Genomic DNA, 15,111 nt, shown 5'->3' with positions numbered 1-15,111 from the left:
TTCTCATACTTTTGAGTTTTATCTGCCCATCACGCAAGAAACAGCTTAAATGAAGAAGGACTTTTTTTTAAATAAAAAAGCAAGCCCCTCTCGCATTCACAACAGAAGAGCTTGCCTGCTTTTCTATCTTTCGCACTCATTTAATCCCATATATTCGGACGTTCAACACCCATCGTTCGCATATAATCTAACAGTTGACCGGTATGTACAGACTCATGATAGGCGATTCGCAGCAACATGTCTCCAAGCGTGCGGACATAGCCTACATCGGATCGATCGATGCGGACACTCTCCAGATCGCGCTTGGACAACCCTCTGACGAAGCGGAGAAATTCTTCTCGATACGGCTTCGCAAAGGCCAAATCTTCTTCTACGGTCGAAAACTCTTTGGTTTCATACGGATTGGGGATAGTAGACAAAGCGGCGCTTCCCCGCTGGATCAAAATCTGGTGATACAAAAACTCACCCTCGATGACATGGCGAATCATTTCCCCGCACGTGAACGCTTTATCGTCAGGCTTCCAGTTCAGCATTTCTTTAGGAATTGCCTTCCAAACTTTGATGCTTCTACGTCTTACTTCCTCAAAGTTTAAGAGTAAGAGATCATTTTCGTTCATGCCATTCTCCCCTCTCCATAAGCTCGTCCTAGTTTTTTTGATAGAGATCACATGTCGCTACGTGATCATTGACCATGCCGACTGCTTGCATAAAGGCGTAGCAAATGGTTGAACCGACAAACGTAAAACCCCGCTTCTTCAAGTCCTTGCTCATCTTGTCGCTGATTTCGGTAGAAGCAGGCACATCCTTCATTTCCTGAAAATGATTATGAATCGGCTTCCCGCCTACAAACGACCAAATATAGCTGCTAAAGGACCCAAACTCCTCCACAACCCGCAAATACGCGTGGGCGTTCTTCACGACGCCGCGAATCTTCAGCCTGTTTCGAACGATGCCTTCATCTGTCAGCAATTGCTCGATCTTGGCTTCATCGTATTGAACGATTTTCTCCGCTTCAAAATTATCAAACGCTCTTCGATAATTTTCCCGCTTCTTCAAGATCGTGTACCAGCTCAGTCCGGCTTGAGCGCCTTCCAAATTCAAATATTCAAAGAGCAAACGATCTTCATAGACAGGAACTCCCCACTCGTGATCGTGATAATCCATATAGATAGGGTCTTGATTCACCCAGCCGCACCGATTCATGGAAAGAAACCTCCTTTACATAATACGAACATACATTCCTATATAAAGAATATACAATCATTGGCTATTCTGCAAGTTTTTCTTCACAAAAAAAGACCTCATCAATCTGAGGTCTCCCTGCAATCAAGCTGTTAAAATAATTGGCTTCCCCTTCGTTATAACGATGGTGTGCTCGTATTGAGCTACATAACTCTTATCAGGCGTAATGATCGCCCAACCGTCCCTGCCATCCTCCACATATTCCGTCCCCGTTGAAATAAATGTTTCAACCGCCAACACGAGACCTTCTGTGAGCAAGCGTCTATCCTTTTTGTCATAGTAATTCAAAATGTAAGCAGGCTCTTCATGCAAGCTTTTGCCGATGCCATGACCCGTAAGGTTTTTGACGACTGTAAAGCCTTTTTTCCTGGCCTCCTGGTGAACAACGCGACCAATCTGGCTTAGCTTCGATCCCGCCTTTACCGCATCCAATGCCTTATACAACGACTCCTCGGCGCATTGGCATAAGGATTGCTTTTCAGGCTCGCCTTCTCCTACCACGATAGAAGCACCTGTATCGGCAAAGTATCCATCCAGCTCTGCCGAGACATCAATATTGATGATATCGCCATTTTGCAGGACGGTATCATCAGGGATGCCATGCGCAACAATGTGATTGACGCTGATGCATGTATGCCCTGGAAAATCATAGGTGATATTCGGTGCAGACCGTGCTCCGTACTTTGCCAAGATCTCTCCGCCAATCTGGTCGAGTTCTTTTGTAGTCACACCTGCTCGCACGGCCCTAATCATCGTCTCTCTTGCCTCTGCCACAATATTACCGATCCGTTTCAAGCACAGCAAATCATGTTCATTTTGAATCGACATGTGTCTCCCTCCTGTCTACAAATATAATTATTTCCCATATTCATACTCACATTGGAACATTTTTCTTCGCCAATCGCAACCGAAGAAAAAACAAAGAACCCCAGAAGCATCCTCTGCGGCTCTTATCTTACGAAGCTATGCTGGATTCCATACATACATTCCTTGCGCTATTGTCGACTGCTTTTGAATAAACCCGATGGAGATTCGGTTAAATTCTTCCGGCTGATCGACATTGACGACATGACCGCAGTCAGCGACTAGACTCAACTGTGCAAATTGTCTTTTTTTCACACGCATCTGGACGAACGGCAAAAACATATGGTCTTCGTCACCCATAATGAACAAGGTAGGGATGGGAGGCTCTTTATCAAAGAGGGTTCCTAGGAATCGATTAATGCCTTTTGTCAGCTTGAACCATCTCTTGAATTCTTTTTGACAAAGCTTTTTGGCTTCGCGGATAAACAACGAGCGCGATTCTTTATGACGCTTGCTCGGCATAATCACCCATGCAAACAGTCGATACAGCCACATGTACGGGATGAAATGTTTGACCATATTCCCCAGTGTGATTAGCACCCGCGACCGCACGTTCATGTGCGTCACAGCTCCTGCCAAAACCATCGAGCGCATTCTCTCTGGGGCCTGCTCCGAAATAATCTGCACAATGATCGTCCCCAAGGAAATCCCCACAAAATGGGTGGAAGTGATTTTTACATGATCCAAAACCTCAATGATATCTCTGCTGACATCATCAAAGGTGTATGTTTTGAACAGCTTGCCTGGGATGTTTTTAGATTTTCCGTGACCACGCATATCTACTAGAAGAACATTGAAATTCTCTTTGTATGCCTTCAGTTGTTTATACCAAATCGATGAGCTGCCCCCTGCCCCATGGACAAAAGTCACCCATTCGCAATCTTCACCACGTATGTATGTCTTATAATGGATCACTAATATCCCCCCACCAGTATTATATAGGAGGGATGTCCCAGGTGAAAGGATTACCATAATATTGAAATTTAATCACCTGAGTCTCTCAACCAAAAACCAAACGAGATTGGAAATGAGTAACGACTGTCCGACACCAAAACTAAACCCTGTTAAAAATCGGAGCTTGTTATTGCTTGTCCGCCACTTCCATTGTTGGGTAAAGCCGTCAATGAGCATTGGCAGTAAAAGCAATCCAATCAAATAGTAAGAGGTCACGAGATGCATCCCTGCAAAAACTGGCGCGATCAAGTATCCAGCCAATGTCGAAACACATCTGGCACATAGCGGCATTTTTTTACCCGCTATATAGAAGGATCGATCTGCGCGCCGATGACATGGAATCCACTGCGTATTGATCTTCATTAGCCACCTCAATGTGAGCAATCTGGCTTGCAATCACAATCAGGTATACCGCAATCTGGAACAGGACAATCAGCTGGAATATAGTTGCAATCTAACGAACAACTCTTACGTTTCTTACGATAGAAGATGATCATGCAAATAAAAAGAAGAAGACCGATTCCGATCAAGACTGCGCCCATTACATAATCACCTTGGTATAGAAATACGCCTCCCGCTATCCATGCGATCATGCAAACCGTTAATCCAAGAAAAAACAGATACATCCTCTCCCTTCTTTTCTTTCTACGTGAAAGAGTATCAGCCGTTTCACTTTGCATTACGTCCGGGTCCGGGGCTTAAATTGATTGGTTACGGCATCTAAATATTGATATCGCTCTGTGCGTGCGTATTTGAGCTGATAGACCGGGAACGGAACAGGAGACTTTTCCCTTCTACTTGTATTTCTGTCCTCCACTTGCACATATTCCAGCTCCACGTCATACAAGCTCATGAAGCTCTCCGCAGCTTCCCTAAGAGACACACACGAGCCCGGATCGGGAATTATTTTATTTTTACGTACATCATGCTTGTAAAAACCCGTTACTTGGCCCGTCCAAGGATTAACTTTCACGGAGTACATCCGATTTGTTAAAACGATACCATTTCGTCGCTCATAGAAGTAATACGTATTTCCCGTGCCACGTAAATAACATAATTCATAATAGTGCAACTCGGTAATTCCCTGCTCGATGTATGTTTCCAAATAGCGTGTGGCTATTCGCAGAGCATCGCGGTCAGACATCCGCGGCGCTATATACTTCATTTTTTGATTAAACGTAAAGGCAAGTAGCTCGTTGGTCTGGCGATTGAGAGTCACGCATACAAAATCAGGATCGTAGACAGTTTCCGCGTCTTCTGCTTCTGGCAGCGACCAGAAGTAATGGATCGTAGAAGGCCAGTCCGGCTTTTTCGCAGCATCAATATGTTTGAAATAACCGCTCCTAGGATTATAAGTGACCCCATCCTCGTTCGGTGTCACAAGCGTTTCTCTTTTGATATCCGCTTCGATTACATCAATTTGAAAAGATTCCTTCACCCACAACTCAATCTCTTGCACGTTTGAAAAAATTAGAGATTTTCCTTGGGTTACTACTGGAATGACCTCTGAGTGTTTTTCCTTAGGGTGTCTACCTCCTATCACGGTCTTGGTGATTTGCCCTGTCTCGGCATGAACAACCGCATAGGCCATCGGTGGCTCATCAGGGAGATACTGGAGTATCCCTTCTTCCTGTTCGTCGCAGGCGAGCATCAAATTTTCCTGATAGAGAGCAAAATATACTTGTTTCGCCTCCTCTTTCGTTATTACTTCTGGCTTGGAGGGCTTGTTTTTCGGATCAAAATCATGAAATCCTCGGTAGTAGATGTCAGTCAAGTTCCCCCACTCGTCTAACGTAATAAACAGATACACGCTGGCAAGCGGATTGTCGTGAAAACAATAACGATAAGAAAGTTTCCAATTCTTTTCTTCACGATACTCCGACAAGCTCGCCATACCATCTCTCACCATCCCACTCAGATGGTCGCCATACAGTGCTTCTGCAACTTCTATGATACGCTGCGTTGCTGTCTCGGCATCGATTGGCACTCCAGAAGCAACCGAATCTTGATGAATTTCATCCTCCAAACGAAACTCCGTTATATAACCCGTTTTTTTGTCGATTTCCAGCTTTGTACGCTCATGACCTAATTTTATCTCCCAAGTTCTCCAGTTATCGCGCGTTTTGATTCGCTGCTGAGACAATTCACGCATACCGGGAAACATAGCAAACCATTTCTCCATCGTCAGGCGAACCGCTTCTGTCGGATATGTCACCATCTCTTTTCCTCCCGAACGAAAAAACCGTCAATGCAGACACTGACGACTTTCTCTGTTTGAATGCTATATCTTAATCATCATCACCATCATCCAGTTCATCGTCGTCGGTATCGAAGGTGCTCGTGTCATCACTTGAAGAGGTATCCGCCGGAGCACTACCATTTTTATCGGCTGGTGTCGGATCATCATCGTCATCATCATCGGTAGAGCTATTATCAATGGTGGTCGTCGAAAGCACTTTTCCGGTAATGGCATGTATACGTACATCTACCGTTTTGGAGTCTTTTTTCGTGATTACCCGATAGACTGCTCCACTCTTTGTCTCGATTAGATCAACATCATCGATCTTGCCGCCACTTGTTCTTTCCGTCGCAATCTGTTTCGCTTGCTGTTCGGTAATTTTGGTCTGTGGCTGTGCTGGTGGTTTCACGCTTTGATTCGGTTTCGGCTGCTGTGTTTGGGTTTGGGTTGTAGCTGGCTGTTGTTTACCTGACGCAACAGTCCCCACCGTCCCCGTCCCTGCTGGCTTGGTCGCGCTGCCTGAAGCATCCTTCCCGCCGTTATTCGGTTGCGGCGCTGTGCTAGCTGTCGGATTTGAACCCGGCTGCGTTGGTTTCGTCGCCGTTTCGTTTGCCTTCGGCTGCGCAGTGGCTGCGACCAAGGAGAGCTCCTTCAAATCAATAATTTCGCCCGTATATGCATGTACCATCACACTATATGTTCCGCGCTCATTAAGGAGTTGGAGATTGTAAATACTGTTTTCCCCTACATCCGTCATGGAGATCGATTCAATCTTTCCCGGGTAGCGGGTCGTCACGATCTGTTTGACTTCCTCCTCTGACAAGGACTGCAAATCCATACTCGCGAAGATCCGTTGCATGCCAAATGCCGTAGTGACCAACAGAAAACTCGCCAGCAGCCCTATTTTCCATTTTTTATTCATACGTACCTCCTGCTATTTCTTAGCCTGCCCCGGCAGAAAAACGGTCACGAGCGTCCATTTCCCTTCTTCACTATCGAGTGCAATATCGCCTTGATGGGCATCGACGATCTGTTTGGCAATGGAAAGACCGAGTCCTACGCCCCCTGTTTCGCGGCTGCGGGCTTTGTCTACACGGAAGAAACGATCAAAAACATGCTGCAAATCTTCCTCGGGAATCCCCATTCCGTAATCCTTCACTGAGAAAAATGGACGATCTCCTTGAATCCCTACATCCACTTCCATTTCATTCGAGCTGTATTTCATCGCATTGTCGAGTAAAACGACGAGCACTTGTTTTAGTTTTTGTTCATCGGCCATTACAGGAACCGATTCATGGTTTGCGCTCAGTTGAAAGGACCTGCCATACGCATTGGTCAATTGTGCAATGGTCGTTTGGCACATTGGGATCAAGTCGATTTCTTTGACATCCAGATTCCATTCGGCGCTATTGTTGGCGAGAAGAAGCATTTGATTGGTCATATCCTTCATTCGCACGGCTTCCGAATAGATCGCTTCCACCGACTCTGCCAGAACCTCCGGCTTTTTCGTTCCCCAACGCTTCAATAGCTTCGCATAGCTTTCTACTACAGTCAGCGGCGTTTTCAATTCATGGGAAGCATCTGAGACGAACTGCTGCTGCTTCTCGAAGTTTTGCTGTAATAAATCCATCATCTTGTTAAAGGTACTTCCTAACGCGTGCAATTCATCTTTGGATGTGTGCTCAAGAGGTATTTTCTTAAAAATACTGCGCGCTTGAATGTCTTCCATCGTTTGAATCATCGAGTTGACTGGTCGCAAAATCAGATTGCTCAACATGCGTCCGGCAAAAAAAGCAGGAATCAGCACAAACAGCGAAGCAAATAGCAGAACGTTTTGCAGCAGGCTCAAATTTTCTTGCAAACCCGCAATACTTTCAATGACTTCTAACGTGACAATTTTTCCATTCGTCCAAATGATCGGGACCTTGACGTACGCGTATTTCGCTCCGTTGACATCGAAGACACCGTCACTCGCTTTTCTATCAAAGATGGGCTGCGGTGCCGGGATTGGCTGCGTGCTGTCTACTTCCTGCGTGACGATGGCCCGCGATTGCTGGTCGATAATCCGGATCATCCCGTTCGACGGCAAATACGGCTGCAGCAGCGTGGCAGGGTCGAAACTTTCTACACCGATCTGATTGAGTCCACTCTGGATATGCAGAACTTCTCGCTGCAAACGGTCCAGCTCTCCGTCTGTTGTCACTTTGTAGAACATGAAGTAAATGAAGCTGTTGACCATGAGCAACAGGAGCAAGAGTGCGACCGTGGAGAACAAATGAATTTTATTTTTGATTTTCATAATCTACCCCTTCAGCATATAACCAACGCCTCGTACTGTATGCAAAAGCGGGGTTTCATACCCTTGGTCCACCTTTTTACGCAAGTATCGGATATACACGTCAACGACATTTGTATCTCCGAAATAATCAAATCCCCATACGTGTGTTAGAATCTGTTCACGATTCAGAACTTGGTTTTTATTCTGCATCAGATAAAGCAACAAATCGAATTCACGCGGCGTCAGCTCGATCTGACTGGAACCTCTCGTCACTTCCCGGGATTTTTCATCTAGGCTTAAATCCGCTACTTCTACTTTGGAGCTGGCTTCTACTTTCCTCGTCATTTGGGACAAGCGGAGGCAGGAACGGATGCGAGCCAGCAGTTCCTCGATTTCAAAAGGTTTCGTGATGTAGTCGTTCGCGCCTTGATCGAGTCCATTTACTTTGTCCACGACAGCATTTCGGGCCGTCAACAAAATGACTGGCGTCGCGGAGTCCTTTACCCGAATCCGACGAAGCACTTCTATACCTGACAAACCTGGCAGCAGTACATCGAGCAAAATCAAGTTCCATTCGCCTTGATTGTATTGTTCCAGCGCCTCGAGCCCTGTTTTGGCGATCTCGCTTTCGTATCCTTCGTATTCCAGCTCTAATTGAATCACACGAGCAATTTTCTCTTCATCTTCCACAATTAATATTCGCTCCGACATGTAATCCTCCTAAGCCTTGCATCCATTATCCAGTTGAGTTTAGCAAATATTGGCTGTGGATCAAAGAGCAATCCGTACGAAAGATATAATTTTTTACTTATATCGATAACCCCACCCACTGCCAGTACGCGTAATAAAAGACGACCATCAGGATCGCGTGGGCCGCACCTGCGTACAAGCTCAATCGCAGCAAATCCTTAGGCAAAAAGGTCTCCTTGCCGCTTTCCTGGAACATGAGCAATGCTTTGGAGCTGACAGGGAAGGTCAGGCAGTAGTTCATGCCGACGATTCCTACGAACAACACGGTCACTTCATTTAAATCGAGGCTACTCGCAAAGTAGAGAAGCGGCGGAACAAGAATGACGGCTCTCGTTGTATGCGATGTAATGTACAGATGGGAGGTCAGTGTCAGCAAAGTAATGACCACAATGATCAACAGCGACGATTCCCCTTCCAGCTGCTCGGTAATCGTGAACAGCTTCTTCATGATCCACTCTGCTGCGCCGCTCTCCAATAACGACTTTCCGAGTGCAATGGCTGCCCCTACAAACAGAATCAGGTTCCATGAGACAGACTGAACGCCATCCTTCCACTTCATGACGCCCACATTGGGGAGTGTCAAAAGAAAGGCGCCGACGACTGTCGTGGTAGCAATCTCGATTCCGTGAAAACGCTCTGTCAGCCAGAAAATGACCATCGCCCCAATCACAGCAACCGTATATTTTTCATTGCGGGACAAGGTGAGGGAAAGCTTTTTGCTCGCGAGTGGGCGCTGCATCTCTTCTTTGGTGAGAAATAGAGCCAGAACAATCCGGCAAGTAACGATGCTGGCCACTACCCCGAACGGCAGTCCCCACAGCAGCCACTCCGCGAAGCTAATCCCTTCCCCATTGAACTCCTTCAGCATATCGAGTGCGATAAAATGGGAGCCCGCTCCGATCATAGTGGAGCTCGTCGATACTAAAATAATCGTCGGAATCAGGATCGCCATGGCTTTCGTGATTTGCTTGTTCCCGATTTCTGAGGTCAGCGAGTGGAAAACAGGCAGTAGCACCGCTGCGCGTCCAGAAGTAGATGGGATAAAGAAAGCGAGAAATTGAACGACGATCGTCAAGAGCCAAAACAAGCTTTTGACGTTCTTTGCCTTGCTCACGACGAGATCTGTGAGTTTGCCTGCCAAGCCTGTCACTTGAAGAGCACCGCCGAGAATGAACGAGCCAATCATTAACCAAATGACATCGGAGGCGAGCGAGTCGAACAAAATTTCCTGGTCAGCCGTTCCTGTCACGACGAGGAGTAATACGGAGCCTATCGCTACATAGGCAGAGTTCAGCGAGGTTGTCGTCCACAGGATCACAGCGACACAGAAACAGAACAAGCTCCATTTGGCTTCAAATGTCAGGGAAGACGGCAGCATGAGCAATAATTCAACGAACATAATTAGGACAATTGGAAGGACCCAGGCAGGTCTTTCCTTTGCAACAGTCTGTGCAATCACGATACTTGCTCCTTCGCCATTAAACGATTTGCGAGCTGCAGGCCCACCATGATGGTTCTCATGGAGCTTTCCGAGCAATCAGTCAGCCATTTCTGCGCATGCATGAACGCTTCCTCCAGCGTAGACGGCATCGGCAAAATACTCGTGTACGCATCAATTCCGTGCTCATAATTGAGTCGGGCACCTTTGCCAACAGTCCCAACTAAAGCCACTACCGGCAGGGCATGCTTTTTCGCTCGCTTTGCCACTTCCACGGGAATTTTTCCTCGCGGTGTTTGAAAATCAATGCTGCCTTCCGCCGTAAATACAAGGTCTGTCTCTTGAAGCATCCGATCCAAATCAATGTACTTCATGATGATATCGTAGCGTGGATACAGATTCGCACCCGTCAGCGCATGCAGTCCGGCACCCAAGCCACCCGATGCACCACTGCCCGGCATCTCTCTGACGTCGATACCGAAGTCTCGCTCGATGATAGCCGCGAATTGTTCAAGTGCTTCTTCCAGCTCAACCACTTGCTCCGGTGTTGCTCCCTTTTGCGGGCCAAACACGCGAGCGACTCCGTTTTCCCCACACAGCTTGTTAAACCAATTGCAAGCCACATCGATTTGCACCTGCTTGAGTCTTTTGTCCATGCCGGAAACATCGATTTTCGTTACTTTTGCCAGCGAGATTCCGCCTTCAATACGGATTTCTTGACCACTTGCATCCAAAAATTTCGCGCCAAGTGCTTGCGCCATGCCTGCCCCGCCATCGGAAGTACCGGAATCGCCGCAGCCTAGCAAAATACGATCTGCCCCCATGTCCAGCGCCGCTTTGATCAATTCACCGACGCCATGTGTCGTCGTTTTGCGCGGATCACGCAAGCTTCTTGGAACCAGTCGCAGTCCCGCTCCTGCCGCCATCTCAATCACAGCCGTTTGACCTGTCGTCTTTGATCCGAATATCCCGAAATGGGAAGGAACCTTTTCTCCTACGGGGCCAGTTACTTCCCTCTCGATAATCGAGCCATTCGAAATTTTCACAATCGCTTTTGTAAAGCCTTCTCCTCCGTCCACCATCGGCAGTGTCTGTACTTGGGAGAGCGGGAGTACGCGCAGAATTCCTTCTTTCATGCACTCCGCTGCTTGCTCGGCATCTAAACTTTCCTTAAAGCCCGAAGGCACAACGAGTATACGCATAAAAACAACATCCCTTCTCTTTATTTGAATTTGCTTTCGCATTGGTCTCACTTGAGTAAGACCAATACTAAGCTTCAAAAAAGAGAAGGGAATAATAGGAAGATGAGAAAATGATGAGAGAAAAGCAAGAAGAAACCTTACGATTCTAAGCGTTTCGTTTTCTGCGCAGTTGATAATAGGTCACAGCCAAGGCGAGCGCCAAAACCGTCCCCTTAATAATATCGTAAGCGTAATACGGCAGATTGAGCATCGTCATGCCGTTGAGCAGCACCCCGATCAGGATGGCTCCCACAAATGTACCGAATACGTTTGGCTTTCCTGCACCGAATACGGAGAATCCTACGAAAGCAGCCGCTACTGCATCCATCAGCATGGAGCCGCCACTACTCACCTGCCCGGTACCGATCCGCGCTGCCAAGAGCATCCCACCCAAGCCTGCAAAAAGAGCGGAGAACACATAAGCCAAGGTACGATAGCGATTCACAGGAATCCCCGACAGACGAGCTGCTTCCAAATTGCCGCCTGTCATGTACAGCATCCGTCCCTGTCTCGTATAGGTCAAGTACACATGCGTGATCGCGACAAGTAAAAAGGTCAGGATAACGGGAACCGGTACAGAGAGAATTTCTCCTTGGCCCAGCCAGAGGAACCATTCCTGGAATTTTCCCGGAGCCTGTGAGCCGTCCTGCATCGGCATGTTTGCGTAGATCGAGTAGCCTTGGGAATACGTCATATGAATACCGTTGACGATGTAGAGCATCGCCAGCGTAGCCAGCAAATCAGGAATGCGGATTTTCACGACCAGGAAGGCGTTGACCAGCCCGACGAGCAAGCTGAGTACAATCGGAACCACCAGTGTCGTAAAGACTCCTTGTTCATACCAAACCATCATCGAAGCAGAAACGACTGTGGTCAATGAAACCGTCGATCCTACAGACAAGTCAAAGCCTCCGACAATCAGCGAGAACGTAACGCCAATCGCGACAAATGTCACAATCGAGATGGAGCGAAGAATGTCCGTCAAGTTGTCGTACGTGAAGAAATACGGGTTGGTCAAACTGAATAACAACATGACAATGACAATGACGGCAACCGTTCCGTATTTATAAACAAAATCAAATAAGCTAAACTTTTTATCTGCCACGTTATTCACCTCCGCTTGCGTAGTACATAATCAGCTCTTGTGTTGCTTCCTCGCGACTCAATTCCTTCACGATTTTGCCCTCGAACATGACGAGAATCCGGTCTGCGATCCCGATGACTTCCTGAAACTCACAGGAGAAATACAGAACGCCCTTTTTCTGCTCAGCGAGATTTCCGATCAGACGGTAAATATCGCTTTTCGCGCCGATATCCACCCCTTTTGTCGGCTCGTCAAACATAAAGAGGTGAGCGTTTGTATCCAGCCATTTGCCGATAGCGACTTTTTGCTGGTTTCCGCCGCTGAGAAAACCGACCAGCTGCTTGATATCGGCTGTTTTTACACCAAGGCGCTGCACCAGCTCTCTTGCGTTAGCCGCTTCCGTCCCTCTTTTGATAAAACCGAGCCAGGACTTCTTTTTCAACGAGGCGACAGACAGGTTGTTCTGTACCGACTCCTCTACGAAAATTCCTTCTTTGCGCCTTTCCTCCGGGACGAGTACGATCCCTGCATCGACGGCGTCTTTTGGCGAGCGCAGTTGGATACGTGTTCCATGCAATCGAATGGCACCGGCCTTTGCCCCATCCGCACCGAAGAGCAATCGGGCGAGCTCAGTCTTCCCTGCCCCAACCAGACCGACGACACCCACGATCTCTCCCTCGTGAACTCGCAGGTCGACTCCGCGTACTTTGCCACCAGCCACACCTGCCGCCTCAAAAATCGTTTCGCCAATCGGCACTTCCATCTTCGGGAACTCCTCGTCAAAGCTTTTGCCCAGCATGTTCGCGATCACTTCGTCCATATTGGTCTTCGCCGTGTCTGTGGTCACGACATGCTGTCCATCGCGCATGATGGTGATCCGATCACAGATTTCAAAGATTTCTGGCAACCTGTGGGAGATATAAATGATCCCGACTCCAGCATTTTTCAACTGTGCAATGATTTGAAACAGCCGTTCGCTCTCCTTTGTGCTCAACGGCGCTGTCGGTTCATCGAAAATGACGTACTTCGCCTTTTGAACGGTAGCCCGTGCAATCAAAATCAATTGCTTTTCCGACAGCGTACATTCTTCGACGAGCATCCTCACCGGAATAGAGAAGCCGAAGTTTTTTAAAATCCGCTCCGATTCGTTGTACAAGCTCTGCCAGTTGATTAGTCCCTTGGTTTTCGCCTGGACGAGCTGGCCCGCCAATATGTTTTCGGCAACGCTCAAATACGGGATCAAGGCGGTGTCCACTTCCTGATATACACATTGAATGCCCTGTGCTTTGGCGTCCTGCGGGGATTGAATCGACACGGCCTGTCCATCGATGGTGATCGTACCTCCATCTGCCTGATACGCTCCCGTGAGAATTTTGATCAGGGTACTCTTTCCCGCACCATTAGCACCGAGAAGTGCATGAACCTCTCCAGCGCGCACCTCAAAATCGACGGATCGCAGGGCAGGAACCCCAGAAAACTGCTTCGCCATCCCTTTCATCTGCAATGTGGACATTTTTCACACCTCCTGTTTACCTGCGTGTTCCAACCTCTATAAGGAAAAATCCCGTTGACGGATACAGATCAACGGGAAAAGCCAATTTGGTTCTTACTTGCCCCACTCTTGTACGTATTGGGACAGGTCGCCCATCGTTACTTTCTTATCCTTCGGCAGGTCTTCCTGTTTCACCAGCACTGGATTCAGCTTCACGTTGTCTGGCACTTGCTCGCCTTTGATTTTTTGGAACACGGTTTGGGCATGGATGCGCCCGATATTGGATGGGTCTACCGCTGCCGTCGCTGTCCACGGAGAGTTTTCCGTCTGAATCATTTGCAGATCCTCATCGCTCAAATCGATGGAGTATACTTTGATTTCCGTACGGCCTGCTTGCTGGATGGCACGTGTCGCCCCTTTGGCAAATTCATCCCAAGCCGCCCATACTGCTGTGATGTCGCCTTTGTTGGGATACTTTTTCAAGATCGCTTCCATCTGGGTTTGTGTATCGAGTGCCGTATTATTGGTAGCAGAACCGAATGCAGCAATCTCTTTGATGTCCGGGTATTTCTTCTGGAAAGCTTCATACGTCACTTGGCGTTTTTCCATAGGCGCAAAGCCAGCTACCCAAATTTTTACGATGCTGCCTTTGCCATTTGTATCTGCAGCCAGCTTCTCCAGGCTCAGCTCTGCCAACTTGTTGTCATCCTGCGCCACAACTGGCACACCCGGAATGTTGATGTCTGTATCAAACAGGACAACCGGAATTTTTTTATCCACGGCCTTTTGCGTACCCTGCTGCAACGCTTCTGCCGTACCATGGTCGATCAGAATGCCATCAAACTTTTGATTCACAGCCGCATCGAGGTTGGACGCCATTTTTGCCAGATCGGTATCCGCGTTGAATACGGTCAACTCACCGCCGTTTTTCTCCACCTCTGTCTTCACACCATTGATGTATTGTGCGGAGAACGTTCCTACGTTTTGACGCATGATTAATGCGATTCTCTTCGCGTTCTCCCCACCTGACTGGTTCGTGCTACCGGTTCCGGTGCTTGTTCCTCCGCCGCATGCCGTAACGAGAACGGACGCAGCCACAATAAGTGAAGTCAGTAATCCCAGTTTCTTTTTCATCGCAAATGTTCCCCCTTTTTCTCTTTGAAAACAGATGATAAAAGCAAAAAATCCTCTTTCACAGAGAAAGAGGACAAAAATCGACAAGATTCTCGCCTCTTATCTGTCAGGTATTCTACCTGTTGGAGTTAGCACCTTGGCTCGAAAGAACACAATCTCTCGTGCTAGGTTGCCGGGCTTCATAGGGCCATTCCCTCAGCCATCTCTTGATAAGAGTAGTTTCTATTTTCGAAACGTTTGTATAAGTATATACAGAATATAATCTGGCAATTACCTATCTGTCAACTAGGTTTACCGAAAGAATTTTCTTGATAAATATTCCAGTTTCTTCTGTAACAACAAGAGGGATTTTGTTGTGTCTTGTCGAATTATCGTAGATTGATACAAGCCTAGCA

At 47.5% G+C, this 15,111-nt stretch carries 14 protein-coding genes and 1 riboswitch; all 14 genes read right to left on the bottom strand.

Going from position 1 to position 15,111, the window contains the following annotated elements; translation table 11 throughout:
* Positions 1-140 precede the first annotated feature (140 nt).
* The gene (locus POF51_RS25385) at positions 141-617 is read right to left on the bottom strand and encodes a DinB family protein (RefSeq protein ID WP_069851834.1); all 477 of its coding nucleotides are present in this window, start codon (positions 615-617) and stop codon (positions 141-143) included.
* A 28-nt stretch (positions 618-645) separates the two neighbouring features.
* Entirely contained in the window at positions 646-1,203 is a 558-nt protein-coding gene (locus POF51_RS25380) for a DNA-3-methyladenine glycosylase I (RefSeq protein WP_069851832.1), read from the bottom strand.
* Positions 1,204-1,326: 123 nt separating this feature from the next.
* Positions 1,327-2,070: a type I methionyl aminopeptidase gene (map, locus tag POF51_RS25375; protein WP_069851830.1), complete on the bottom strand. Its 744-nt coding sequence runs from the start codon at positions 2,068-2,070 to the stop codon at positions 1,327-1,329.
* A 135-nt stretch (positions 2,071-2,205) separates the two neighbouring features.
* Entirely contained in the window at positions 2,206-3,021 is an 816-nt protein-coding gene (locus tag POF51_RS25370) for an alpha/beta fold hydrolase (RefSeq protein ID WP_017251808.1), read from the bottom strand.
* Positions 3,022-3,093: 72 nt separating this feature from the next.
* Positions 3,094-3,423, bottom strand: coding sequence for a DUF2085 domain-containing protein (locus POF51_RS25365; protein WP_069851824.1), 330 nt, complete (start codon positions 3,421-3,423; stop codon positions 3,094-3,096).
* A gap of 316 nt (positions 3,424-3,739) precedes the next feature.
* Complete coding sequence (locus POF51_RS25360) at positions 3,740-5,278, bottom strand: YcdB/YcdC domain-containing protein (RefSeq protein ID WP_069851821.1); 1,539 nt, start codon at positions 5,276-5,278, stop codon at positions 3,740-3,742.
* 70 nt (positions 5,279-5,348) lie between these two features.
* Positions 5,349-6,221 (bottom strand): PepSY domain-containing protein, encoded by an 873-nt coding sequence (locus POF51_RS25355; protein ID WP_069851819.1) that lies wholly within the window; start codon positions 6,219-6,221, stop codon positions 5,349-5,351.
* 12 nt (positions 6,222-6,233) lie between these two features.
* Positions 6,234-7,598 (bottom strand): HAMP domain-containing sensor histidine kinase, encoded by a 1,365-nt coding sequence (locus POF51_RS25350; protein WP_069851816.1) that lies wholly within the window; start codon positions 7,596-7,598, stop codon positions 6,234-6,236.
* A 3-nt stretch (positions 7,599-7,601) separates the two neighbouring features.
* Positions 7,602-8,288, bottom strand: a complete 687-nt coding sequence (locus POF51_RS25345) for a response regulator transcription factor (protein ID WP_069851814.1) — start codon at positions 8,286-8,288, stop codon at positions 7,602-7,604.
* A 97-nt stretch (positions 8,289-8,385) separates the two neighbouring features.
* The gene (locus POF51_RS25340) at positions 8,386-9,726 is read right to left on the bottom strand and encodes an SLC13 family permease (protein ID WP_318533235.1); all 1,341 of its coding nucleotides are present in this window, start codon (positions 9,724-9,726) and stop codon (positions 8,386-8,388) included.
* Between the two features lie 56 nt (positions 9,727-9,782).
* Positions 9,783-10,967, bottom strand: a complete 1,185-nt coding sequence (locus POF51_RS25335) for a glycerate kinase family protein (protein ID WP_069851809.1) — start codon at positions 10,965-10,967, stop codon at positions 9,783-9,785.
* Positions 10,968-11,112: 145 nt separating this feature from the next.
* A complete protein-coding gene (locus POF51_RS25330; RefSeq protein WP_069851806.1) occupies positions 11,113-12,111 on the bottom strand; it encodes an ABC transporter permease in 999 nt (332 codons plus the stop codon).
* A gap of 1 nt (position 12,112) precedes the next feature.
* Positions 12,113-13,603, bottom strand: coding sequence for a sugar ABC transporter ATP-binding protein (locus tag POF51_RS25325; RefSeq protein WP_069851804.1), 1,491 nt, complete (start codon positions 13,601-13,603; stop codon positions 12,113-12,115).
* A 93-nt stretch (positions 13,604-13,696) separates the two neighbouring features.
* Positions 13,697-14,716, bottom strand: coding sequence for a sugar ABC transporter substrate-binding protein (locus tag POF51_RS25320; RefSeq protein ID WP_069851895.1), 1,020 nt, complete (start codon positions 14,714-14,716; stop codon positions 13,697-13,699).
* A gap of 96 nt (positions 14,717-14,812) precedes the next feature.
* Positions 14,813-14,932: riboswitch (SAM riboswitch) on the bottom strand.
* Between the last annotated feature and the right edge of the window lie 179 nt (positions 14,933-15,111).

The organism is Brevibacillus sp. AG (genome assembly GCF_028369215.1).
In the GTDB taxonomy this organism is placed as follows: domain Bacteria; phylum Bacillota; class Bacilli; order Brevibacillales; family Brevibacillaceae; genus Brevibacillus; species Brevibacillus porteri.
The sequence above is the reverse complement of the archived record's forward strand: the minus strand, read 5'-3'. Positions and strand labels throughout refer to the sequence as shown.